This is a genomic window from Pseudoalteromonas amylolytica (genome assembly GCF_001854605.1).
In the GTDB taxonomy this organism is placed as follows: Bacteria; Pseudomonadota; Gammaproteobacteria; order Enterobacterales; family Alteromonadaceae; genus Pseudoalteromonas; species Pseudoalteromonas amylolytica.
Genome location: NZ_MKJU01000006.1, coordinates 102073 through 127682, shown reverse-complemented (window position 1 = coordinate 127682; position 25610 = coordinate 102073). Strand labels below are relative to the sequence as shown.

Sequence of the window (25610 nt, the reverse complement as noted above, 5' to 3'; positions counted from 1 at the left end):
TTTTAACCTGAAAACATCACAGCAGTCAGTAAGAAATCAAACCCTAATACTGCCAATGAAGAATGGACTACCGTTTCAGTCGTTGCCTTACTGATCCCTTCCGACGTCGGGATACAATCGTAACCTTTATACAGCGCTATCCAAGTCACGATCAGTGCAAATACAAAGCTTTTGATCATGCCATTTAATATGTCTTTTTCGAACGAGACTTGAGATTGCATAATTGACCAAAAACTGCCTGCATCAACACCCAACCAATCAACGCCCACTAAATGCGCACCGAGAATTGCCACTGCAGAAAAAATCAATGCAAGTATCGGCATACTTATGAAACCAGCCCAAAATCGCGGTGAGATCACACGACGCAGCGGATCGATAGCCATCATTTCTAAACTGGAGAGTTGCTCTGTCGCTTTCATAAGACCGATTTCGGCCGTGAGCGCACTTCCAGCCCGCCCTGCAAATAATAGCGCCGTTACTACGGGACCTAGTTCACGTAATAAGCTTAACGCCACAAGAGGCCCTAAACTATCTTCCGCGCCATAACCGACCAATACGGTATATCCTTGCAGCGCTAATACCATGCCAATAAATAGCCCGGAAACCATGATAATCAAAAGCGATTGATGACCTACCATATACAGTTGGCGCACCAACAATGCAGGCCCTTTACGAAAATTAGGCAATCTGAGCAAAGCGCCGAATAACATTTGTGTTGCCCGGCCCAGCGAAGCAAATCGACTTAATGTCTTATGTCCAATTGCTTGAAACAAATCGATCACTGCAGACCCCCAGTTAGAAGCTCTTCTTCATAGCGTTGTGCCTTGTAATGAAATGGTACTGGGCCATCTGAAAGACCTTGTAAAAACTGCTGTACCAGCGGGGATTCATGCTCTTGCATTTGTGCAGGCGTACCACTGCCAATTACACCTTGCTCTGCGATAATCACCACATGATCAGCAATGCTCAATACTTCATTGACATCATGTGTCACAATCAATGAAGACAGTCCCAATACTTCATTGAGTGATTTGATTAGTTTGACTAATACACCCATAGAGATTGGATCTTGGCCAGCAAAAGGTTCATCATACATGATAAGCTCAGGGTCAAGTGCGATTGCGCGAGCCAAAGCAGCGCGCCTTGCCATGCCGCCTGATAATTCTGATGGCATTAAGTCTTTTGCTCCTCGTAAGCCAACCGCCTGTAGCTTCATTAGTACGACTAGCCTAATAAGGTCTTCACTCAACTGCGTATGCTCGCGCAGCGGAAAAGCAACATTATCGAACACCGACATGTCCGTAAACAGTGCACCGCTTTGAAACAACATACTCATTTTCGTTCGAGTATCGTACAAAGCTTTACGCGACATGCTAGGAATGCTGTGTCCTTCGAATAAAATATCTCCGTTATCTGGCTTTAGTTGACCACCAATCAGGCGTAACATAGTTGTTTTCCCGATCCCACTTGGGCCCATAATCGCGGTTATTTTTCCTTTTGGTACGGAGAAACTCATGTTTTTATAGATGATCCTATCACCCCGTGTGAAAGTCACATCCTTGATTTCTACAATTGCTTGCGACAAGCCGCTCTCCACATCTACTTTTGCTAATGGTGCCATAATACGATTTTTTGCTCTGTGAAGGAAAAAAGTTTTCGTAATTTTTTGTAATATAAAATGTCTGACCTGAACCTGAATACGCAGCAAACAGGCAATCAAATCGCCTCTTTTACTTATACTTTTGCGAGGGCATTTGTTACTATTTGCGCCATTGTAACTTAATCAATCGGCTTCACTTTTTATGGTTTTATCATTTGGTATTCTGATTCTCGGGTTTGTCGCATTAGTATGGAGCGCCGATCGCTTCGTTTTCGGTGCTGCGGCGCTTGCGCGTAATTTCGGTGTTCCTACACTGATTGTTGGTCTCACCATCGTAGCGATGGGTTCATCGGCCCCTGAGATGATGGTTGCAGCTCAGGCAGCATTTGCTGATAAAACCGATACAGCCGTTGGTAACGCGGTCGGGTCAAATATCGCGAATATTTTATTAGTACTGGGTATCACCGCATTACTTCGTCCCTTATCGGTCAGCTCCGGAATATTGAAACGAGAAATGCCTTTGTTGGTTTTAGTATCGCTGGCAGCATGGTTTATTGTTAGCGATGATCACTTTAGCTTTTTTGAAGGCGCCGCATTATTAGTAGGATTTATCGTATTTCTACTCGCCTTGATCATTATCACAAAAAAAAGTGGCAACAGTAATGACCCACTGATCAATGAAGCCTGTGAAGAGGTGCCTAATGACGTACCGACAAGCAAAGCCTTACTATGGCTAATCGTCGGCATGGTATTGCTCCCTGTCAGCTCTGGATATTTAGTTGATGCTGCGGTTGATATTGCAAAATATTTTGGCATGAGTGACCTACTGATCGGTCTCACAATTATCGCCATAGGCACAAGTTTACCTGAGCTCGCAGCCTGCGTAGCTGGGGTTTTAAAGCAAGAAGACGACCTTGCACTTGGTAATATTATTGGCTCTAATATATTCAATATATTGGCCGTGCTGTCTATTGCTGGCATTATTAATCCCGCGAACATTGATAGCAATATCGCCAACCGCGATATTTACATCATGTTAGGTGCAACTTTAGCATTGGTTTTCATGAGTCTGAGTTTTACTGGAACGCGTCGCATTAACCGCTTTGAAGGTGGCTTTTTACTCGCAGCGTTTATTGGCTATATGTTCTACATAATTACCTAGGATCCACTTTCATGTTATCGAAGCAGTTTATTGATACCGCTCAGCGAGTTATTGAGATAGAACAGCAAGCCATCACCGAAATTGGCCAGTATATTGACACGCACTTTGCAAGCGCCTGTCAGGCAATTTTTGATTGTCAGGGCCGCACTATTGTTATCGGTATGGGAAAGTCGGGACACATTGGTAACAAAATCGCTGCAACATTTGCAAGTACAGGCACGCCGGCATTTTTTGTTCACCCAGGAGAAGCAAGCCATGGCGACTTGGGTATGATCACCAAACAGGATGTTGTATTGTTGATCTCAAACTCAGGTGAAACAAGTGAAGTTTTGAATATTATTCCCGTGATAAAACGTATTGGTGCAAAAATAATTACGATGACGGGCAACCCTCTTTCTTCAATGGCAAAACTATCTGACATTCACCTCAATATTGCCATTTCAAAAGAAGCTTGCCCACTTGGTCTAGCACCAACAGCCAGCACCACTGCAACGCTTGTTATGGGTGATGCACTGGCCGTTGCGTTACTCGAAGCCAAGGGCTTTACCGCCGATGATTTTGCACTGTCACATCCAGGTGGCTCTTTGGGCAAACGTTTATTGCTGACGTTAAATGAAATCATGCACAAAGATGAACAAGTCCCGATTGTTTCATATACAAGTACGATTAAAGATGCGCTTTTTGAAATGTCAGCAAAAGGGCTCGGTATGACCACCGTTGTAAATGAGCACAATGAACTAATTGGTATTTTCACTGATGGAGATTTGCGACGTATTATCGAGCAACGGGTTGATTTACACCACACACCGATTCACAAAGCAATGACGGTGAACTGCACAACAGCAAAAGCTGATATGCTAGCCGCCGAGGCTTTAAATATCATGGAAACTAAACGAATCAATGGCTTGGTTGTCATAGATGACAATAACCGCCCTATTGGCGCACTCAACACTCAAGATTTGCTTCGCGCAGGGGTGCTTTAACATGGAGATATCTGTGACAACAGAGTGTCATTCATTATTTATTCATCAAACGCATTTTAGTTTGAGGTACAGCGTAACGCTGCGACCACGTTTTGGAAACTTGTAATGAGTAGCAGTCGAGCCATTTTGCTTATTATTTTTGTCATATCAATGACTTGGCTTTGGTATCCCTATCTAACACAGGAAACCCCAAAAACGAGTAAACAGAGTGACATTATTGCGAAACCAGATTATATCGCAACTGAGTTACAACAAACCTCATATAATGAGGCTGGCGTCAGAACTTACACGGTCACGGCTGTTAAAATGGAGCTATATCAAGAGCTTGGATTTAGCCACTTTACTGCGCCGGTATTTAACTTGTATAACGGCTCACAAAGCTGGCTGATTTCTTCCCAAGAGGCCACTTTGTATGAAAATAATACGCTGATGTTAGAAGGAAATGTAGAAGCTCAAAATCTTACGACGGGTGCGATGATCACATTGATTAAAGCAGACAATATACGCGTTGAAATAAATGAGCGACTAATGCAGTCGGAACGACCAGTTGAAATTACTGGGCCTAGTTTAAAGATTACAGGCAAAGGTCTCTATGCCGATTTAAACACCGATATAATTGAATTAATAAACCATACTCGAACTATTTATTATGACCAATAAATTATTATTTACTGTAACCTTGCTTGGGTTGCTCCTATGCCACAGCGTTAACGCGCAGCAAAATAAGACGACCAGTGAGGTTTCCATCAAAGCGGGTAAGCAACAAGCCATGCTAAAAACCAATATTGGCATATTTGAACAGAATGTCGAAATCATTCATGGCAACCGTAAAATCAATGCCGACAGATTAGAAGTTCATCGCCGAGAAGAATTAGGCGATAATAAACAACTCCTCGTCGCAACGGGCAACCCTGCTCGCTTTATTGAAAAGCAGCTAGATGGAACTGAACTTACCGCCAGCGCGCTGGAAATCCGTTATGATGTTGCTAATCGTACTTTGGTCATCAAAGGCAATGCCTCTATCAACCAGTCTGGACAGATTATTCAAGCTCAGTCAATCACCTACGACATGGACAAACAACTGATCAGTGCTGAGCGAGGTGAACAGGATAACGCTCGAGTACACACCATTCTTGTACCTGAGAAGAAATCAAAAAAACCAGACCAAGGTAAGTAATTATGAGCGTATTGACCGCAACGGCTCTGGCAAAGAGCTACAAGGGCAGACAAGTTGTCAAAAACGTTAGCCTAAGCGTAGAAGCGGGTAGCATAGTCGGTTTACTCGGTCCAAATGGTGCTGGAAAAACAACGAGCTTTTACATGATTGTTGGCCTTGTTCCAAGTGACCATGGCACGGTTTGTATTAACGATCATGATATTACGCTATTGCCTATGCATAACCGAGCCCGCCTTGGTATAGGTTATTTACCGCAGGAATCATCTATTTTTAGAAAGCTAACAGTGTACCAAAACTTGATGGCAATTCTAGAAACGAGGAACTCATTAAACAAAGAAGCCCGAGAGCAGGTTTTAAACGAGTTATTGGATGAGTTCAACATCCAGCATATTCGTGACAGTTTAGGTATGGCTTTATCTGGAGGTGAGCGCCGTCGTGTTGAAATTGCTCGCGCTTTAGCCGCAAATCCAAAATTTATCCTCCTAGATGAGCCTTTTGCTGGTGTTGATCCCATTTCAGTGTTAGATATAAAGAAAATAATCGAGCATTTAAAAAATAGAGGTATCGGTGTACTTATTACCGATCACAATGTTCGAGAAACCCTTGATGTATGTGAAAAAGCCTACATAGTATCACATGGTGAACTGATCGCATCTGGGACGCCTGAACATGTTTTGGCGGATCAAACAGTAAGAGATGTCTACCTTGGTGAACAATTCAGGCTATAGTTAATATACGCTTGGTCACAACAATAAAATAGAGAATAAGAAGGATTGTTAAAGGTACATGAGGCAATCGTTACAGCTGCGCATGGGGCAGCAACTTACCATGACACCGCAATTACAGCAGGCCATTCGTTTGCTGCAATTGAGTACGCTGGATCTACAACAAGAAATTCAAGAAGCGCTGGATAGCAATCCCCTTCTTGAAATAGAAGAGTCTGATTCCGATTCTGAGCTTGATAGTGATGCTCAAGAAAAAAATGGTAAAGATAATAGCCAGGACGATGTAAGCCAAGATCAGGAGACCTATGAAGCAGAGGCCGTTAGCGACTATGAAATGGACTCTGATGCGGCGCTGAGCAAAGATACCGTCAGCGATGAATTGGCCATGGATGTTACTTGGGATGAGTACATGAGTGCCGCCCCTGCAGCCAGCAGCGGCCCTATGCCTGAAGACGAAACCGTTTATCAAGGCGAAACCACTGAAACCCTTCATGAATACTTAATGTGGCAACTTGAGCTCACTCCTTTTAGTCCAACGGATCATGGCATCGCTGTCGCAATCGTAGAGGCAATTGATGATAACGGTACTCTGACACTGAGCACCGAAGATATTCTAGAGAGCCTTAATGACGGCAATACTGAAGAGCTTATTGAACTTGATGAAGTAGAAGCAGTACTAAAGCGTATTCAATTGTTCGACCCAGTCGGTATTGGTGCACGCAGTTTGCAAGAGTGTCTCTGCATTCAGTTAAACCAATTTGACCCAAAAACAACACCTTGGCTCCAAGAAACCAAAATGATACTCAACGAGCACATTGATCTTTTAGCGAGCCGAGATTATCGCACCTTGATGAAAAAGACCAAGCTCAAGGAAACTGAGCTCAAAGAAATTATGACGTTGATTCATTCGCTCAATCCAAAACCCGCAGCGAGTATTATTCGGGAAGAGTCAGAATATGTAATCCCAGATGTATCAGTTAAAAAAGTCAAAGGTCGCTGGGTTGTTGAGTTAAATCCCGATTGTATGCCAAAAATCAGAGTGAATGATCACTACGCGGCAATGTCACGCTCAGTGAAATCCAGCACAGACAGTCAGTTTATACGCTCACATCTTCAAGAAGCTAAATGGTTCATTAAAAGCTTAGAAAGCAGAAATGAAACTTTAATGAAAGTTACTAATTGCATTGTGCAACAACAACAGGCATTCTTTGAACATGGCCCTGAAGCAATGCGGCCTATGGTGTTAAATGATGTAGCTGAAATGGTAGAGATGCACGAGTCAACCATCTCTCGAGTTACGACTCAAAAGTATATGCATACACCTAGGGGCATTTTTGAGTTGAAATACTTCTTCTCAAGCCATGTGAGTACAGAAAACGGAGGAGAGTGTTCGTCCACTGCGATTCGAGCACTTATCAAAAAGCTAGTAGCTGCAGAAAATACCGCGAAACCATTAAGCGATAGTAAAATAGCAGATATCCTAGCAGAGCAAGGAATAAAGGTGGCCCGACGCACCATAGCCAAATATCGGGAGTCGTTAGCCATTCCACCGTCCAATCAGCGTAAGAGCTTGATTTAGACGTAATACCAAAGAAGGAAAATGCTTATGCAACTAAATTTAACTGGTCGTCATGTAGAAATCACTGATTCATTAAGAGACTATGTAACCAACAAGTTTGCGAAGCTGGAAAGGCATTTTGATCACATCAACAATGTACATGTGATCTTAGATGTTGAAAAGCTGGTCCAAAAGGCCGAAGCCACTTTACACGTCAATGGTGGAGAGTTATTTGCATCAACGGAACATCAAGATATGTATGCTGCGATCGATGGCCTTATCGATAAGTTAGATCGCCAAGTAATTAAACACAAAGAGAAGCTTACTCGACACTAATCATGAAATTAAGCTCACTTATCAATAAGGACTGCAGTAAAGCTGCGGTCCTTTTTAATAGCAAAAAACGGGTTCTCGAATACATCAGTGAGTTAGCGCATGAACAACTCCCAGAGCTAAGCCAACATGACATACTAAATGCATTGATGAGCAGAGAAAAATTGGGGAGTACTGGTATTGGTAAGGGCATCGCAATCCCTCATGGCCGAATTGAGGGTATCGACGAAGTTACCGCTATGTTACTCGTAAATCAGCAAGGGATCCCTTTCGATGCCATTGATAACCGTCCCGTCGATATATTTCTCGCACTGATAGTCCCAGAAGGTGATAATCAACAGCACTTGAAAACCCTTGCAGCCATTGCCGAAAAGCTAAATAATAAAGAATTCTGTAAACAACTGCGCAATGCTGGCAATGATGAGGAACTTTATGCCATTATTGCTTCAGCAGACTAGGTTACCAAAGGGAGCATAATGGAACTAATCATCATTAGCGGTCGTTCCGGTTCTGGAAAATCCGTTGCCTTACGTGTACTCGAAGATTTGGGGTATTACTGTGTTGATAACATTCCTGTTAATCTACTGCCCTCACTAGTGCGCAGCGTATCTGACAATTACGATAAAATAGCCGTCAGTATTGATGTACGCAACCTGCCAAAAGAACAACAAGACTTTAATGATATACTTGAGTACTTACCGGGTTTTGCAAACCCAATGTTGTTTTACCTTGATAGTGACGACAATACACTCATCAGACGCTTTTCCGAAACTCGCCGCCTGCATCCGCTATCGATACATGATCTGCCCTTAGATTTAGCAATAAAAGCAGAAAGAAAACTACTTGATGTACTCACCACTCGTGCAGATGTCCTGATAGACACCACAGATTTGAGTGTTCACCAACTCGCAGAAACCATTCGAGAGCGAATTTTAGGTAAGAAAGACAAACAACTTATCGTTACATTTCAATCATTTGGGTTTAAGCATGGCATACCTAAAGAGGCTGACTTTGTTTTTGACGCACGCTTTTTGCCAAACCCTCATTGGGAACCCGAGCTCAAGCCATTGACCGGTTTAGATCAACCCGTAAAAGACTACTTGGCAAGTCACAGCATTGTGCAAAAATTTACATGGCAAATTCAAACTTTCGTGCAAACTTGGCTACCCCACCTTGAGCGCAACAACCGTAGTTATTTAACCATCGCTATCGGTTGTACAGGTGGACAACATCGCTCTGTCTATCTAGCACAAACCATTGGTGAGAGCTTTGCACGTACGCACCCAAACATTAAAATCCGCCATAGAGAACAAGATACCTGATATTATGCGTTGTGAAGATACTTTCTTAATTCAGAATAAATGTGGATTACATGCCAGAGCCGCGTCAGTACTCGCACAGTTAGCAGTGAAGTTCGATGCACAAATTACTCTATACCAAGATGATAAATCTGCCGATGGCCACAGTGTGCTTGCATTGCTACTACTAGAAAGTAGCCAAGGCAAAGAGGTTAAAGTCGTTTGTGACGGACCGGATGCGCAGGGAGCACTTCAAGCGATTGGTGAGCTAATTGCCCAAAAGTTTCATGAGCAAGAATAAGTTAGCAGGCTTAAACTCTATATAAAAACCACTTAGATACTTGGTAAGCAGGCAGAATTTACGTTAAACTCTTAGGCAATGAGTTGTGCCTGACTTTCTCTGTCATACCTTAGCTGGCTCTTCAGCTTCTCCTTAAGGCACTGCGTTAAAATAACAACAGTATTTGAAGGAAGCCTATGCCTGAAGCCCTTGAACAAGACTATACACTGCAACAACTGCAACAAGTAACGCAGGCTTTAAATAGTGGACAGTTTGTTCAAGTCAGACGCATTTTGGCTGAAACTGCACCGTGTGATACTGCACTACTGTTAGAGTCCTCTCCACACAAGGTTCGTCGCCAGCTTTGGCAACTGGTCGACCCAGATATTCAAGGTGATGTACTAGAAGAGCTATCGGAAGATGTTCGTCTTAGTATCATCGTCCAGATGGAACCTGAGCTCATCGCCGCCGCCACCGAAGATATGGATGACGATGACCTTGGGGAAGTACTGAGAAGCTTGCCTGAAACCGTCTACCAAGATGTGGTCGGTGCGATGGATGCCCAAGATAGAGAGCGTGCAACTCAAGCTCTATCTTATCAGGAGCGTTCAGCCGGTGCCTTGATGAACACCGATACGGTTACCATTCGTCCAGACGTCTCGTTAGATGTGGTGCTAAGATACCTAAGGCTCAGAGGTGAACTGCCAGATGGTACCGACGATCTCTATGTGGTTGATAAAGACAACTGTTTTATAGGTGCTTTATCACTTAACAGTTTGCTGACAAACTCACCAGATCAGCTGGTCCGTGATTTGATGGACACTGATAAAGAATCCATTCCTATCACCATGGAAGAAAAAGAAGTGGCACAACTATTTGAACGCCACAATTGGATTTCTGCTGCTGTAGTTGACGATAATGCGCATTTGTTAGGTCGTATCACCATTGACGATATCGTTGATGTTATTCGTGAAGATGCCGAGCACAGCCTAATGAGCATGGCTGGTCTTGATGATGAAGAAGATACCTTCGCACCGGTGTTCAAAAGTTCGAAACGTCGTTCTATCTGGTTGGGGATCAACTTACTTACGGCACTTTTGGCGGCTTTTGTTGCCAGCTTCTTTGAAAGTACCCTCGATATTCTGCCATTTTTGGCAGTACTCAATGGAATAGTTCCTAGTATGGGTGGCGTCGCAGGGAGTCAAACATTAACTTTGGTTATTCGCGGTATTGCCTTAGGCCATATTAACCAAACTAACCAACGATTTATTCTCGGTAAAGAGCTGGCCATCGGCGCACTCAATGGTGTGTTATGGTCTATTCTCATTGCTGGCGTCGTTGCCTTGTGGCAGTGGGATTTTGTGTTGGGTGCTGTAATTGCTTTCGCTATGTTTATGAATTTACTCGCGGCTGGTATTGCAGGTGCGAGTATTCCCATTATTTTAAAACGCATGAACATTGATCCGGCATTAGCAGGGAGTGTGGTATTGACTACCGTCACAGATATTGTGGGTATTTTCGCCTTCTTAGGTACAGCAACTTGGTTCTTAATTTAGTCAGATATGGGGGCATCTACCCCCGTATCTACCTTTTAGGCTCCTGCTACTTGCATCGAGTCAATTAAAATCGACCCCGTTTGAACGCTGCCTCGATATTCAATGTCTCCACCGATTGCTTGAATGCCTTTGAACATGTCTGCCAAATTACCCGCTATGGTGATCTCACTGACAGGGTATTGGATTTGGCCATTCTCAACCCAGAACCCAGAAGCACCTCGGGAGTAATCGCCTGTGACGGTGCTTACTCCTTGCCCCATCAGCTCAGTGACCAACAACCCAGTTCCCATGGTTTTTAACAAGGCGTTGAGATCATCATGAGTTTGTTGTACCAACCAGTTGTGTATGCCTCCAGCATGCCCTGTCGCCGTCATTCCCAATCGGCGAGCAGCATAACTGGATAATAAATACGTTCGAAGTTCACCACCTTGAATAATTTCTCTATCCAATGTCTTCACCCCCTCGCTATCAAATGGACTAGAAGCTAAGCCTTTAGGTAGATGTGGTCTCTCAAATATGCTGACGCAAGGGTTAAATATCTGCTGACCTAACTTATCTAGCAAAAAGCTAGACTTACGATACAATGCGCCGCCACCAATCGCAGATACAAGATGACCAAACAAGCTGTTTGCTATATCTGCTCTAAAAATCACTGGCGTTCTCATCGTGTTTAGTTTTTGGCTGTTTAATTTGGCTAAGGTTGATTGCGCTGCTTCTAAACCTATTTCAGTGGCCGACTTCAGCCCTTGACGCTCACGAGAAACCGAAAATGCCGAGTCACGCTGCATTTGGCCACCATCTTTACCAATCACCATAGTGCTCAGGGTATAACGACTGCGCGGAAACCCCGCCAAAAAGCCGTGACTGTTACCATACACACGTAATCCTTGGTGACTGGCGAAACTTGCTCCATCCGAATTGACGATACGCTCATCTGCATTCAGCGCTGCTTTTTCTGCTTCTATACATAGTTCAATACCATGCTCGGGCGTCACCTCCCACGGATGAAACAAATCCAAATCTGGTGGAGACATTTCTAGCAGTGCTTTGTCAGCGACACCATTACAAGGGTCGTCCGAGGTAAACTTGGCAATGTCTATGGCTTTTTCAACCACTGTTCTTATTGCCTTTGGACTTAAATCGGCGGTGGATGCGTTACCTTTGTGATTGCCCACATACACACATACACCTAAGCCACCATCTTGATTGAACTCAATGGTTTCAACTTCGCCCATACGAGTACAGATAGACAGACCTGAAGTGCTAGACATTGATGCTTCAGCACTCGTTGCCCCAAGCTTTTTCGCGTGGTTTAACGCCTCTGACACAGCTTGTTTTACTTCATCTATTTGTGTATAAATCGGGTGTTGCTGAGAATGTGCCATGCTCATTATCTCTTCAAAATAATCTTTATAATCTAATGCTAACACACATCTAAACTATCACCCCATTGAGAAAAAGCTTTTGTGTCACAAAATTGGTATACTTAGTACAAATCCGTTAAACCTGTGAATATCATGGCGAAGCAAAACAAACCGACCCCTGACGAAGAAATCATTTACGTATCGAAAAGCGAGCTCAAGCGCGATGCACAGCAATACCAACAGTTAGCGCAAGATCTCGCCAGTATGCCTAAAAAGCAGCGAGACAAACTCCCATTGAGTGATGATCTACTAGAAGCGATGGTAGTCGCTGACAAGATCCGCCAGAAGAGTGAGGCGTATAGACGCCATATCAACTACATTACTAAAACCTTACGTTTAACCGAAAATGTCGCTGACATTGAAGCTGCCATAGGTCTAATGCTGAATAAAAATAAGCAAGCTGATGTTATGCTTAATAAAATTGAATTAGTAAGAGATGATTTAATCCAACAAGGTGATAGTAAAATCAACGAACTGATAGATGAGTATCCTATGTTAGAACGCCAAAAAATGCGTCAGCTAGTGAGACAAGCCAGTAAAGAAATGCAGGCAGAAAAGCCCGCTAAAAGTTATAAAGAGCTGTTCCAGTATCTCAAAGAAGCCATGATGCCTTGAGCGCATTAAAAAACCAGCAATATGCTGGTTTTTTAATGTCTTATTCTATCTTTGATAATGAATCAAGCCGTACCGCCTACGGTGATCTCGTCAATTTTAAGGCTAGGTTGTCCAACCCCAACAGGTACACTCTGACCGTCTTTACCACATACACCAACGCCACGGTCTAATTCCAAATCATTACCCACCATTGAAATTTTATTCATCACATCCGGACCATTCCCTATTAATGTAGCCCCCTTGATAGGCTGAGTAATTTTTCCATTTTCGATTAAATAAGCTTCAGAAGCCGAAAATACAAACTTGCCAGAGGTGATATCTACCTGTCCACCACCAAAGTTAGGAGCGTAAATACCTTTTTTCACACTACTGATAATATCGGCCTTCGTGTTGGCACCAGGCAACATATAGGTATTTGTCATGCGTGGCATAGGTAAATGTGCATATGATTCGCGACGACCATTGCCTGTTGGTGCAACCCCCATCAATCGCGCATTGAGTTTATCTTGCATATAGCCTTTTAAAATACCGTTTTCTATCAACACATTATAACCTGCAGGTGTGCCTTCATCGTCCACATTTAACGATCCGCGACGGTTTGCCATGGTACCATCATCGATCACTGTACATAGGCTAGAGGCGACCTTTTCACCGACTTTGCCACTAAAAGCAGACGCGCCTTTACGGTTAAAGTCCCCTTCTAGGCCATGTCCAACGGCTTCGTGTAATAGTACACCAGGCCAACCCGCTCCTAGCACTACTGGCATGGTTCCAGCTGGTGCGTCCACAGCTTCTAAGTTAACTTTAGCTTGGCGAACCGCCTCTTGAGCATAACCCAGCCAACGAGGCTTCCCTTCAACCAACTCTTTAAAATAACCATAATCTAAACGGGCACCGCCCCCAGCACTGCCTCGCTCACGGCGACCGTTTTTTTCTAGTAGCACTGAACAACTCAGCCTGATTAGAGGGCGAATATCCGTTGCAAAAGTACCATCACTTGCTGCAATAAGCACTTCTTCATAAACAGCTGAAATTGAGCTGACCACTTGTTGTGCGTCGGGTGCCAGCTCTCGAATTGCATTTTCAACTTCCCTCAATAAATCTATTTTTGCTGCATCACTCATACTGGAAATGGGTTGGACAGGGGCAAACTGTTGGCGTACCACCTGTTCACTAAACACCTGAACCTTTTTATCTTCTCCCGCTTGCGCGATACTGCGTGCCGCCATAGCGGCTTTATCAAGCGCTTCGATATTAATGGCATCAGAATACGAGAAACCAGTTTTTTCACCTGCTACAGCTCTGACACCAACACCACGTTCAATGTTATAACTGCCCTCTTTCACCGAACCATCTTCTAACACCCATGTCTCGTGGTGACTGGATTGAAAGTATAAATCGGCATAGTCTACTTTGTGCTGATGTATATAACTTAAAGTTTGCTCTAATTGCGCTCTATCTAACTGACTCTCGGCCAGCAAATGCTGTTCGACACTATTCATAAAACTCACTCTTAAATCTGTTGTGAACCTGTACCGGCATATCAGTGCGAAGCTTATGTAGCTGCGTTAAGTCCAGCTCTGCGCTAATCACCCCTAATTGTTGCTTTGCATCTGCCAAAACGTCACCCCATGGTGATAATATTAGGCTATGTCCGTAGGTTTTGCGGCCATTTTCATGTGTACCATATTGCGCCGGTGCTACCACAAAACATTGATTTTCTATCGCTCTGGCTTGGAGTAAAGGTAACCAATGTGCAGCCCCAGTCACCGTTGTAAATGCACTTGGCACCAGCAGTATTTCCGCCCCTAAATCGCGCATTGTTTGGTAAAGACCAGCAAAGCGTAGATCATAACATACACTCAAGCCTATTTTGCCGAACGGACTATCAACAACCACAACCTCATTACCTGCGATTGTAAAGTGAGACTCACGATAACCACCACTTCCATCTGCAACGTCAGCATCAAACAGGTGAATTTTGTTATAGCGCCCGACAGCCTCTCCAGCTTCATTAAGTAAAAAACTCGCGGCATAATAGCCGTCTTCACTGCCCTTGGTCGCAATGGTGCCCGCACTGAGCCAAATGCGATAACGTCGACACAGCTCACCCAATCGTTCCAACCAATACTGATAGTGTTCAGCAAGCTGTAGCGACTGCTTGGCATCTTGCATAAACGCCAACCAACACTCCGGTAAACACACTAATGTCGGCTCGTTGAGATGGCTCTGTTCAAGCCACTGCTCTAATTGTCTAAAGTTTTGTTCAGGCTCCATTCCTGAACACATTTGTACCGCTATAACACGTGCATTAAATGGCATAATACCCACTCCAAAATATATGATGATGCAGCACAGTTTATAAACTGCTAGCCCGTCACAGGTTTATGCTCAGGACGGTTCGTGGATTTGGGCTGCTCTGTTATGGCGGGTTTATCGTCATCCACAGGTGGTTGATTTCTCGCAGCCTGAGGAATTTCAACCTCTCTACTTTTACGATCTATTTCTTTGACAACGGGCTCTTGCATTGTACCCGTCACTTTAAATTTTATCTCGGAAATCACTCGAGCTGAGTGAATGACTTTATCCAATGCTAGGGCAGCTAACCCCGAGACTGGATTTACCATCCATGCCACGATAACGGGAATACTCGACGTCACTTGTGGTGCAACAGCCAGATCATAGTTGATCTCTTGGGTGTTTAGATTAGCATAACCTTGTATGCTTAAATCCGCAGGAACACCATCCAACTTCGTGTCCTTGGTATACGCAATTCCCTTTTCCAATTGCACGCTACCTTTCATTTGATTGTAGAAGAAACCCTTTGAGAACACGTCCCTAAAGTCCAGCTTCAGCTTTCTTATCAGTGAATCTAAACTTAGTAAAGAAAACACGCGGGCGCCTTGGTCGCTTATCTCAGCTAAATGGCCTTCGCCAAGCTCCCAAGTAATTTCACCACCAAGTGTTTCAATATCAAAATCGTAGGGTGCCCCCTGCCAAGTGAATTGATAGCTAACATTGGCTCTAGAATCTTTAATCGTAGAAGTAAGATCAAATTCATCAAACAGCTCACCAATATCTTTGCTGTTCATAACTCCTTCAAACTTGCTTACACCGTCAAGCCAGTGCCCAGAACCTCGTAATACATGTTCTTTTTTATCCACCACGATTTCAGATACCGTCAACTGCTTACCATCACCAAACATTGAGGCACTCACTTTATCTAATTGATAACTGTCTAACTTACAATCACTACAATTAAACTCAATGGCAGGGACTCGGGTAAGCCAGTCAAGCTGCTCATTTGGTGATTCGGGACCATCGTGAGACTCTAATAAGTTAATTCTTAAATAATCACTGTCTATGCGTATGGGCCTACTAGAACCTGATGTTGGTAACAGCGCGGTTATCCTTGCCTCCTTGGCGTTCACACGCATAGTCATACCATCGTTGTTTGGAAACATCCTTACTTCCAAGTCAGTAAATGGAATATTCGCTACCCGAGCAGATGCCGATTGCACTGTTAGCTGCTGTAAAGGCGGTAACGCTGGCCTCTCATCTGCGCTGCGTGATGGCAACGAAATGATGCGGTCAATAAACTCAAGCCATGGGTCCAATTCAAGCTGCTGTTGGGTAATTGCAACATGTAGACCTTCACCTACCAGCCCTTTATTATCTTTGCCAACGCTCAGTTGCGCTTGACTCAACTGCGCAGACTCATTATCCAAAATACCGTTAAAAAATAACTTATCCGCCAGATTAACCGTTATTAAGTTTGAGATGTCATCACCTAACACTTCACCTTGGAGTAACCAAGTTTCCTCTTTGTCCTTTTGATAAGGGGCAGGAAACGCGCTTGATACTCCCTCCAAATTTGCATTAAATTTAGCTTTATAGTTGAAACCTTGTTCCGAAAAGTTCAATTTCACATTGGCGTTTAACGCATTTTCTCCTTGAATAAAACCATCTAATAGCCCCTGTGTATAAGGCACAAGGTGTTGTGATTGTGCGAGCAAAGTGGCATCCACATTCACTGTATAGTTGCTACGATCCCCATCGGCCATAACCTGAATGGAAATAGGCATATCTAACCAGCTTGCATTGCTGTGCATTAACTCAATCTTATCATCCACAAAGTGCAAGATACCTGTCACTCCTGACAACTGCATTCCCGGTTGCTTCAGTAAGATATCAGCCCCATTTAAGTCCACGCTACCGGCAGCACTCACAGCCAAAGTGCGTAAATCGATATCCAGTCTAATCTCAGTGCTCATCTCTCCTTTGCCTTGTACAACATTGAGAATATTAACCAAAGGATCGCTTAAAGGTGTTTTTGCAAAGAAGGGGAGCAATGTTTGTGCATCGGTCGTGTGACTGATATCTACATACAGGTTATCTGCTTGATTAAGGTTAGGGAGCGTAACCACAACCGGCGCGCTCAACTGCTGATTTATCAAACTCCCAGAGTTGGCATAAATGTCCATGCGTTCATTGACAAAATGTAACGTCACATCACCATTTTTTAATGCTGGCCAATCTGGAGCAAACAAAAATTCAGCCTGTGTGATATACGACAAAACTTCAAACTGACCATTTCTATCTTCAAATGGAAACGCGGATAGTGGGCCCGACAGCAATACCTGAGTATTGAGGAGCTGGCCTCCTAAGATACCGCGATTTAAATAATCAATTAGACTCTGTTGCATAACTGTATGCGGAAAGTAATCACCAGCAGTTTGTGCAGTGCCACCTAGTAATTCTGCATACAAATCTAACTGTGCTACCTCAGCCAGCGTTAAGTGCATTTCAGCCGCTAAGGTAATATCTTGATTATTAAACCATAATGAGTCACTCGTTAAGTGCCATTCATTGTTCAATTGATATAGTTGCAATTCGCCATGAAGTTGCTCATAGGCCAGCGGTTTGGTAAACATATCCGCTGTTTCAAGTTGAGATTGCTCACTAAATAGATTGATGACCGCGGCATTGTTTTGCCATAACATTTCAGCCCGTAAGTTGTTCACTCCTGGGATCCCATTGTGATTCGACCAACCTAATTGCTTGGCATTTAACCATACGTCAAATTGACGCTCAGCATTCCAGCTAATACGCCCTTGTAGTGTGCCATGAACATCCAGCTCAGCAAGGCTATCTACCCAATCCGCCTGTGCCAACAGCGTAAACTGCTTTACTAATTCCAGACTGATGTCATCAAACCATATGCGTCGCAGGTTATCGCTGAACACCCCTTGCAATTTAGCTGGTATAAACTGTTTATCATCCAATGAAAACTCTAATTCTGAACTCGTCAAGTGCCATTGCTTCTCTCGTGGCATAAGTTTCAATTGCCCACGTGTGAGGGCTAGCGAATGGCGTGCACCTCCCTCCTGCCACTGCATTTGACTTGGTAAAGTGTTAATCGTGACCCCTTGTACCTTACCGTGCTCAAGTCCAAGCCAAAGTTCACCATTCAACTCTGTAGCTATATGTTTTTTCTGTGTTGAGATCTGCTCTGTCAGCCATTCTGCTACATCGACATTTTGTGCTTGCAAGTACACTTGCCCAGCCAAGTCCCGCAAAGTTGAGCCTGTTAGAGATAACCGTGCGGTAAATCGTCCTTGCTGAAGGCCCGGAATAGCCACTTCACCTTCACCTTTGTGGCTATTTGGGCTGTTTTGCCAGATCAAATCATTAAGCAGTAGCGTATGTTGCAAACCACTTTTCATTGTTAAGTTAAGTTGGCTGGACTGAATTGAAAAATGCCCTGTTTCGCCCAAAAATAGGCTTTCAATCAATGATTGCTGCTCAAAATCAGCGCTGTCAGAGTCATTAACTTCAGCTAATTTAGCGACATCAACCTGAGCAGAAAACCCTTCTAAAACAAAGTAGTTCGAGCGAACCTGTAGGTTTCTGAGCGATTCCAGTACATTTAATTGCAGACTGGTTTTTGCAATAGATAGCGCAATCGGGGAGCTTTGATTATCAACGAATGTGAGATTTTCTAGCACCAGCGCGGGGCCTTCACTTTCCCAACTCGCACTGATAGCGCCTATACTGATGTTTACATCCAGTTGCTCGTAGAGTAGCTGTTCAATATCCGAACGATACTCATTGGCGTAGGGCAAGCTATATTTTACAACCGATACCAGTACCGCAAGCGTAACAAGTGTAATAGCAAACACCTGCCATATCTTGCGGATACAAAAAAAACAAAAGGTTTTAACTTGCATGAGACGTTACGTCACCTTACATCATTACGACGTCAAACTGTTCTTGGCTATATAAGCTCTCTGTTTGAATACTGACTTGTTTTCCGATAAAGAGTTCCAATTCAGCCAAATTATGATACTCATCATTAATCAATGCTTCACTCACAGCGGGTGAGGCATAAACCATGAACTTATCAGCATCGTAGGCACGGTTAACACGAACAATCTCTCTTAATATTTCATAACAGACTGTTTCTACGGTTTTTAGCGATCCTCTACCTGAACATGCTGGGCACACATCACATAATATATGCTCCAAACTTTCTCTGGTTCGCTTGCGTGTCATTTCTACCAAACCTAACGCTGATAGCCCATTTATGTTGGCTTTGGCACGATCTTTTGCCAATGCTGTCTCTAATGAGTGTAGCACGCGACGCTTGTGTTCATCTGAAACCATATCAATAAAATCAATTATGATAATACCGCCAAGATTGCGTAATCTAAGCTGTCTTGCAATTGCTGAGGTCGCCTCAACATTGGTATTAAATATGGTTTCTTCGAGATTGCGGTGGCCAACAAATGCCCCTGTATTAACATCCACAGTGGTCATGGCTTCCGTTTGATCTATGATGAGGTAGCCACCCGACTTTAACTCTACTTTACGGTGTAAAGCTTTTTGTATCTCCGTCTCCACATCGAATAAGTCAAAGATAGGCCGCTCGCCAGGATAATATTCAAGCGCTTTACCAAGCAAAGGGACAAACTCTTCTGTGAAGGTTTTTAACTCTCTGTACGTCAGTTTAGAGTCAACACGAATACGCTCCATGTCTTCCCCAACATAATCCCTAAGCGTACGGAACGCTAAGGTTAAATCCTCATGTAGAATCGCTGCTTTACTGGTCTTTTTGCGACGACTGACAATTTTTCGCCATAGCTTCTTTAAAAATTCAGCATCGTGCTGGAGCTCAGCTTCGCTTGCTCCCTCTGCGGCTGTTCGAACGATAAAGCCACCATTCTCGTCATTGTATGCTGAAACAATCTCTTTTAAACGAGTGCGTTCTTCTTCCGTTTCAATGCGCTGACTTACACCAACATGGGTAGCATCTGGCATAAATACCAAATATCGAGAAGGGATGGTGATATCGGTGGTCAAACGCGCACCTTTGGTGCCCAGCGGATCTTTAACCACTTGAACCATAATATATTGGCCCTGTTTAACAAGCTCTCGAATATCTTGAACCTTTTTCACCGGCTGCTCGTCAACTCCCTCTTCAAACGAGGCGCTATTAACAATATCCGAAGCGTGTAAAAATGCGGCTTTATCCAGTCCAATATCAACGAATGCAGCCTGCATTCCCGGCAAGACTCGGCTGACTTTTCCCAAATAAATATTGCCGACAATCCCGAGGTTGCCAATACGTTCCACCTGTACTTCTTGCAGCACACCATTTTCAATTAATGCGACTCGACTCTCGCTTGGTGTAACATTGATCAGTAATTCACTACTCATAACTGCCTTCGGTAAATTCTTTAATTAGTTCATCAGTTTCATATAACGGTAGGCCCATGACCGCAAAATAGCTACCTGACAGTCGCGTGACAAATTTACCACCTAACCCTTGGATACCATAGCCTCCAGCTTTATCTAGTGGCTCACCACTATGCCAGTAGTCTTCAAGTTCTTGCTCACTAAGAGACTTAAAGGTGACATCGGTGCACACAACTTTACTAACAATACGCGTGCTGTTTGCTAATGCAATGGCGGTATACACCTGATGTGTTCTCCCTGACAAACGGGCCATTGTTGCCATAAAATCTTGTTTATCTCTGGGTTTTCCTAGAGCTGTGTTGTCTATAACAACCACTGTATCACTGCCTAATACAGGCCTATCAGTGTAACCTTTAGCGACCGCCATTTGTGCTTTTAAACACGCCAAACGCTCTACATGCGCCAAAGGTGTCTCATCGTTTAGCAGGCTCTCATCGGCATCAACCGAAAATTGAATAAAATCATACCCCAGTTGAGAGAGTAGCTGTTTACGTCTTGGAGAGGCTGATGCCAAATATAGACTTAGGGCCATTAACGTATCCTAAATTGGCGACGGTATTTTCTTAGCAATAGAAAGATCCACGGCCAACATAACATACCGGTAAGCGCTGGCCATAAATAGTGAGGGCTGAAATACACATCAAGTAAAAAGTGATTTAACCAAAACAGCAATAAATGGTACAAGGTTAGGAACAGCCCAACCAACATTGCCTGCTGCCAAATCGAAAAGTTACGTATCTTTTGAAAGTTACTCACCGTTATGTAGATACATATTGAGTAAGTCAAAGAGTTAACACCTAAAGGCGCACCGATTGCCAAGTCCATCAGCAATCCTGCAACCCAAGCCCAGCCAATGTTAACGCGATGGGGAACGGCTAGCGACCAATACATTAACACCAATAGCACCCAATCAGGACGAAATGGTTCAGCTGATATGGGTAATGGCATTAATGCCATTACCAACGCAAGAAATACGGTAAATGCGATAAGAAAGTAATAGCGCTTAATCATGATCTAGACTCTCTTGTGACGTACGTCCCAAAATCAACAATAAGCGGATGCGGTCTAGCTGAGCAATAGGCTCAGCGTACACTTGCGCAAAAGGTAAACCTTCGTCTCGATTGAGCTCTGTGACGACAGCTACGGGATATCCTTCAGGGAACGTGCCACCCAGCCCAGATGTAACTAGTACATCGCCAATACGCACATCTAAACTATGGGGAACATGAGACAGTTTCAGTTTATTGATCTTCCCTATGCCTTCAACCACGGTACGTACGTCATTACGCAATATGCGCACGGGAGTAGCATGAGTGATATCCGTCATAAGCAACACACGCGAGGTAGTCGTCCCAACCTGTGTGAGTTGGCCGACTAAACCCATTTCATCAATAACAGGTTGGCTTTCGGTAACACCATCAATGGTGCCCCGATTGACCACTACTTGATGGCTATAGGGATTAGAATGTACCGATAGGATTTGCACCACTAAGCGCGTGCTTTTTTCTCTGGCTGAAGCACCGAGTAATGCTCGCAGTTTTTGGTTTTCCTTTTGTAGGAATTCAAACTGCTGGAGCTTTTCACTTTGCAGCAACTGCTTGCGTCTAAGGGCACTATTTTCTTCACTGAGCTGTTCACGTGTTTGCAAGCTTTTAGCACCACTGTTAAAAGCTTCGTAGGGCATGCTTGCCAAATACAACAAAGGACTAACCAAGGTATGTAGGCTAGTCCTAATGAGCGTGCCGCCTTGTGTAAAGCGATCTCCAACGATGAGTATAATACTTAGCATCACTGCGACTGTCAGTCGCAGCTGCAAAGATACCGTTCGGCCAAATAACAGATTCATCAGTCGTAGCTAAATACGTCGCCGCCATGCATATCAATCATTTCTAATGCCTTGCCGCCGCCGCGCGCTACACAAGTTAAAGGATCATCCGCGACCACAACTGGGATCCCAGTTTCTTCCATCAGCAACCGATCTAAATCTTTAAGCAATGCACCACCGCCCGTTAACACCATACCATGAGCAGAAATATCAGATGCCAGCTCAGGTGGAGACTGCTCTAATGCAACCATCACGGCGCTTACGATACCCATCAGTGGTTCCTGTAAGGCTTCTAGGATCTCGTGCGAGTTCAATGTAAATGAACGTGGTACACCTTCTGCCAAATTACGGCCACGTACTTCGATAGATACCGGCTCATCACTCTTAAACGCAGAGCCTATTTCATGTTTGATATGCTCAGCAGTGGCCTCACCAATCAAGCTACCAAAGTTGCGGCGTACATAGTTGATAATTGCTTCATCAAACTTATCGCCACCGATACGTACGGACGATGAATATACAACACCATTTAGCGAGATAATCGCAACTTCTGTCGTACCACCACCAATATCAACCACCATAGAGCCCGTTGCTTCAGATACTGGTAAGCCCGCGCCAATCGCAGCGGCCATAGGCTCTTCAATCAAGTAAACTTCTCGCGCACCAGCTCCCATTGCAGATTCACGAATAGCGCGTTTTTCTACTTGTGTAGCGCCACACGGAACACAAATAAGTACGCGTGGGCTAGGACGCATAAAGTTGTTGTTATGTACTTGTTTGATGAAGTGTTGCAACATTTTCTCAGTAACATAAAAGTCAGCAATAACGCCATCTTTCATTGGCCGAATTGCTTTAATGTTGCCAGGCGTACGACCCAGCATTTGCTTAGCAGCTGTACCCACAGAAGCTACACTTTTTGGTCCACCTGCGCGTTCTTGTCGAATCGCAACAACCGAAGGCTCATTCAAGACAATACCTTCTTCTTTTACATAAATGAGAGTGTTAGCTGTACCTAAGTCAATTGATAGGTCGTTCGAAAATAATCCGCGTAATTTTTTAAACATGAGGCTGGGTAACCTTAAAGAAATACTTTAAATCAAGTGGTGCTTAGCACCACTCATCGTTATATTGTTTTATCGCTCTCGAACCAGTCGAAAGCCTATGTAATTTGCTCTAAAATCCGTTGCTAACTCCAAGCGAGTCGAAACACGGGCCAGACTTGGTGCAAAGTTCCAAGCTCCACCACGTACCGTTACACCACTTTGTGACGCACGCTTTTGTGTCCACTCCCAAACGTTACCAACAGTATCATATAAACCGTAATGATTAGGCGCAAACTCGCCTACAGGTGCAGCGCTTTTATTTGACCACTCACTTCCACACCAACCACAGTTGGCTAGGCTTTTTCCTATTTCATTTCCCCATGGATATTCTGAAGTTGTGCCAGCTCTTGCGGCATACTCCCACTCTACCTCATTAGGTAATCGATATTGCTGTCCATGTTCACCCGACAACCAATTGGCATAAGCCTTTGCATCATCGTAGGACACACACACAACAGGAAAGTTCTCAGCTTGCTGATAACCCGGAGTCTGCCAATTGTAGTCTAACTCCCAAATGGGCTCGCCATCTTTGTAGTATGCACAGCCACGGCCTTTTTCAGCGGCAGTCTGGTAGCCTGTACTTTCCACAAAGGCACGAAACTCACCAATCGTGACTTCTTTACTTTGCATTCCGTAAGAGCTACTGAGTACTTTCTCAATCACAGGCCGTTCATTTGCTAAACCATTGCCAACAAGATCACCCATTTGAAACGACCCTGCAGGTACAATAACGACTTTATTCACAGGTGTGTGCGAGATCACATTTGCCGATTTTTGACTACTTTCTTGCTCGCTTTTTGGTGTCGGTACAGCAATCGACTCAGGCTTTTTTACCAATTTAGCGTTAATCGTTCTTGCTTTGCGAATCGTTACTTTCTTCTTGAATGGTTTGTAGCCCAATTTGCGGATCTCGATATCATACGTACCCGCTGGAAGCTTCACTGAAAGCTTGGTTGAACCATAACTCACACCATTGATGAACACTTCATCATCATACACATTAGAGCGTAACGTTAACGGCACCATAAGATCTTGCTTGGGCTTTGCTTGAACGGTGTTTGGTGAGCTTGTGACTTCAATTACTGGTGCAGTATTTAAACGCGCTACTTGAATGTTACTCGTTCTAGTTTGAGGGTCTGCAAAATTCAACTGGCTATCTGTGTAAACCGGTGGATAATTTGCCTGATAACTTCCTACCGCTCCCGCCAAAGGCGTGCCGTATTCTGCACAGAAGCGATTATCAAGACTTAATAGACTACACAACCTACTATTATTAACATCACCACGCATCGTCACACTAAGGTTTACACTGTAATTACCTTGGCCGCTGAATGCACTGCTTACCACATGACTGTTAATAACCTGTACTTGCGCCCCCGCTAGGTTACGCTTAGGCTCAACAAGGCGGTGCTCCGTTAAATTGGCAAACAATTGATCAACAAAACGCTTCGTCGCTTTTTGCAACGCCATCTGCTGACCGCGCTGCTCACAAGCCGCGAGTGTTTCAGTACGCTTACAATTGATCGTATGATCAACGGTAAGCGTGCCCTCACGGGTAAACTCATTTCTTAGACGCTCAACTCGTGCAGTGCTTAACTGATCTTTTAAATTTTCCAGCGTGTTAACTAAAGTGTGCTTGGTCACTCGGATCTGTTCGATATCTTTACGATGCGAAGCTATGGCCGCTAGCTGCAAGGTAATATCATCTTTGTTCTTTTTGTGTTCCATCACCGAGTTTTTATAGCGCGTTTGTGCTTCGGAAATATCAATGGCAGGGTCATCAATTAAACGACGATATAGATCATTCATCGCGTCTAAGGCTTGATTCTTTTCTTTGTCTAAGTCCGATGAACGTGCTCTTAGCATATCTAATTGAGCTTGTAAGCGTGTTTCTTCGCTGAGGTGTTTGTCTAATATCTGCGTGTAATTATCTAACTCAGCTTGTTTCACCGAAAGTTCTGATTCAATGGCATTAACCGTTGCAGTGTCTTGTGCCCAAGCGTTGTGTGTCACACTAGCAGCCATCAACGTGGCAGAGACTAAAAAAGATAAAGAAGCTATTCGCATATATTCCATTCCCAAAAACGCGGCAATTATTTGGTCTTTGTTGTTTTTTTATAGTTAGTTCTTAATGCTATGTACTTACAAAGCAAAACACAAGCTTTGCGCCATTAATATCTGAGTTTACAACTATTAACCATAACCTTGCTAGT

The 25610-nt window shown here is 43.9% G+C and carries 24 protein-coding genes; 12 read left to right on the top strand and 12 right to left on the bottom strand.

The window, feature by feature from the left end; translation table 11 throughout:
• Window positions 1-2 precede the first annotated feature (2 nt).
• A complete protein-coding gene (gene mlaE / locus BET10_RS02080) occupies window positions 3-782 on the bottom strand; it encodes a lipid asymmetry maintenance ABC transporter permease subunit MlaE (RefSeq protein ID WP_070983167.1) in 780 nt (259 codons plus the stop codon).
• On the bottom strand, window positions 779-1621 hold the full coding sequence (locus tag BET10_RS02075; protein WP_070983420.1) for an ATP-binding cassette domain-containing protein: 843 nt from the start codon (window positions 1619-1621) through the stop codon (window positions 779-781). Before BET10_RS02075 ends, mlaE begins: the two co-directional genes overlap by 4 nt.
• 181 nt (window positions 1622-1802) lie before the next feature.
• Between BET10_RS02075 and BET10_RS02070 the strand changes: the two genes are divergently transcribed.
• From BET10_RS02070 to mgtE, 11 genes are all read left to right on the top strand, one after another.
• On the top strand, window positions 1803-2762 hold the full coding sequence (locus tag BET10_RS02070; RefSeq protein ID WP_070983166.1) for a calcium/sodium antiporter: 960 nt from the start codon (window positions 1803-1805) through the stop codon (window positions 2760-2762).
• 11 nt (window positions 2763-2773) lie between these two features.
• Complete coding sequence (locus BET10_RS02065) at window positions 2774-3745, top strand: KpsF/GutQ family sugar-phosphate isomerase (protein ID WP_070983165.1); 972 nt, start codon at window positions 2774-2776, stop codon at window positions 3743-3745.
• Between the two features lie 105 nt (window positions 3746-3850).
• A complete protein-coding gene (gene lptC, locus BET10_RS02060; protein WP_070983164.1) occupies window positions 3851-4405 on the top strand; it encodes an LPS export ABC transporter periplasmic protein LptC in 555 nt (184 codons plus the stop codon).
• Complete coding sequence (gene lptA / locus BET10_RS02055; RefSeq protein ID WP_070983163.1) at window positions 4395-4922, top strand: lipopolysaccharide transport periplasmic protein LptA; 528 nt, start codon at window positions 4395-4397, stop codon at window positions 4920-4922. Before lptC ends, lptA begins: the two co-directional genes overlap by 11 nt.
• A 2-nt stretch (window positions 4923-4924) precedes the next feature.
• Window positions 4925-5650: an LPS export ABC transporter ATP-binding protein gene (gene lptB / locus BET10_RS02050; protein ID WP_070983162.1), complete on the top strand. Its 726-nt coding sequence runs from the start codon at window positions 4925-4927 to the stop codon at window positions 5648-5650.
• A gap of 58 nt (window positions 5651-5708) precedes the next feature.
• Complete coding sequence (locus tag BET10_RS02045; RefSeq protein WP_070983161.1) at window positions 5709-7226, top strand: RNA polymerase factor sigma-54; 1518 nt, start codon at window positions 5709-5711, stop codon at window positions 7224-7226.
• A 27-nt stretch (window positions 7227-7253) separates the two neighbouring features.
• Window positions 7254-7541, top strand: coding sequence for a ribosome hibernation promoting factor (hpf, locus tag BET10_RS02040; protein WP_010376661.1), 288 nt, complete (start codon window positions 7254-7256; stop codon window positions 7539-7541).
• 2 nt (window positions 7542-7543) lie between these two features.
• Window positions 7544-7996: a PTS IIA-like nitrogen regulatory protein PtsN gene (gene ptsN, locus BET10_RS02035; RefSeq protein ID WP_070983160.1), complete on the top strand. Its 453-nt coding sequence runs from the start codon at window positions 7544-7546 to the stop codon at window positions 7994-7996.
• Between the two features lie 18 nt (window positions 7997-8014).
• Window positions 8015-8860 (top strand): RNase adapter RapZ, encoded by an 846-nt coding sequence (gene rapZ, locus BET10_RS02030; protein WP_070983159.1) that lies wholly within the window; start codon window positions 8015-8017, stop codon window positions 8858-8860.
• Window positions 8861-8864: 4 nt separating this feature from the next.
• A complete protein-coding gene (locus tag BET10_RS02025) occupies window positions 8865-9137 on the top strand; it encodes an HPr family phosphocarrier protein (protein ID WP_070983158.1) in 273 nt (90 codons plus the stop codon).
• A 176-nt stretch (window positions 9138-9313) separates the two neighbouring features.
• Entirely contained in the window at window positions 9314-10672 is a 1359-nt protein-coding gene (gene mgtE, locus BET10_RS02020) for a magnesium transporter (RefSeq protein WP_070983157.1), read from the top strand.
• A gap of 35 nt (window positions 10673-10707) precedes the next feature.
• On the opposite strand, the gene pmbA is transcribed toward mgtE, so the two are convergent.
• Complete coding sequence (gene pmbA, locus BET10_RS02015) at window positions 10708-12057, bottom strand: metalloprotease PmbA (protein ID WP_070983419.1); 1350 nt, start codon at window positions 12055-12057, stop codon at window positions 10708-10710.
• A gap of 132 nt (window positions 12058-12189) precedes the next feature.
• Here pmbA and yjgA point away from each other — a divergent pair, with 132 nt between their 5' ends.
• Complete coding sequence (gene yjgA / locus BET10_RS02010; protein WP_070983156.1) at window positions 12190-12711, top strand: ribosome biogenesis factor YjgA; 522 nt, start codon at window positions 12190-12192, stop codon at window positions 12709-12711.
• A gap of 62 nt (window positions 12712-12773) precedes the next feature.
• Here the strand turns inward: yjgA and tldD are convergent, their stop codons facing one another.
• The 9 genes from tldD to BET10_RS01965 all read right to left on the bottom strand — a co-directional run bounded on the left by tldD (window position 12774) and on the right by BET10_RS01965 (window position 25464).
• Window positions 12774-14213 carry a metalloprotease TldD gene (gene tldD, locus BET10_RS02005; protein WP_070983155.1) on the bottom strand — a complete coding sequence of 480 codons (1440 nt, stop codon included), beginning with the start codon at window positions 14211-14213 and terminating at the stop codon, window positions 12774-12776.
• Window positions 14206-15033, bottom strand: coding sequence for a carbon-nitrogen hydrolase family protein (locus BET10_RS02000; RefSeq protein WP_070983154.1), 828 nt, complete (start codon window positions 15031-15033; stop codon window positions 14206-14208). The genes tldD and BET10_RS02000 overlap by 8 nt, the downstream gene beginning before the upstream one ends.
• A 47-nt stretch (window positions 15034-15080) precedes the next feature.
• The gene (locus BET10_RS01995) at window positions 15081-18941 is read right to left on the bottom strand and encodes a YhdP family protein (protein ID WP_070983153.1); all 3861 of its coding nucleotides are present in this window, start codon (window positions 18939-18941) and stop codon (window positions 15081-15083) included.
• Window positions 18942-18957: 16 nt separating this feature from the next.
• The gene (gene rng, locus BET10_RS01990; protein ID WP_070983152.1) at window positions 18958-20430 is read right to left on the bottom strand and encodes a ribonuclease G; all 1473 of its coding nucleotides are present in this window, start codon (window positions 20428-20430) and stop codon (window positions 18958-18960) included.
• The gene (locus tag BET10_RS01985; protein WP_070983151.1) at window positions 20423-21001 is read right to left on the bottom strand and encodes a Maf family protein; all 579 of its coding nucleotides are present in this window, start codon (window positions 20999-21001) and stop codon (window positions 20423-20425) included. The genes rng and BET10_RS01985 overlap by 8 nt, the downstream gene beginning before the upstream one ends.
• Complete coding sequence (mreD, locus tag BET10_RS01980; protein ID WP_070983150.1) at window positions 21001-21480, bottom strand: rod shape-determining protein MreD; 480 nt, start codon at window positions 21478-21480, stop codon at window positions 21001-21003. Before mreD ends, BET10_RS01985 begins: the two co-directional genes overlap by 1 nt.
• A complete protein-coding gene (gene mreC, locus BET10_RS01975; protein ID WP_070983149.1) occupies window positions 21473-22315 on the bottom strand; it encodes a rod shape-determining protein MreC in 843 nt (280 codons plus the stop codon). The genes mreD and mreC overlap by 8 nt, the downstream gene beginning before the upstream one ends.
• The gene (locus BET10_RS01970) at window positions 22315-23358 is read right to left on the bottom strand and encodes a rod shape-determining protein (RefSeq protein WP_070983148.1); all 1044 of its coding nucleotides are present in this window, start codon (window positions 23356-23358) and stop codon (window positions 22315-22317) included. Before BET10_RS01970 ends, mreC begins: the two co-directional genes overlap by 1 nt.
• A gap of 69 nt (window positions 23359-23427) precedes the next feature.
• Entirely contained in the window at window positions 23428-25464 is a 2037-nt protein-coding gene (locus BET10_RS01965; protein ID WP_070983147.1) for an SUMF1/EgtB/PvdO family nonheme iron enzyme, read from the bottom strand.
• Window positions 25465-25610 lie beyond the last annotated feature (146 nt).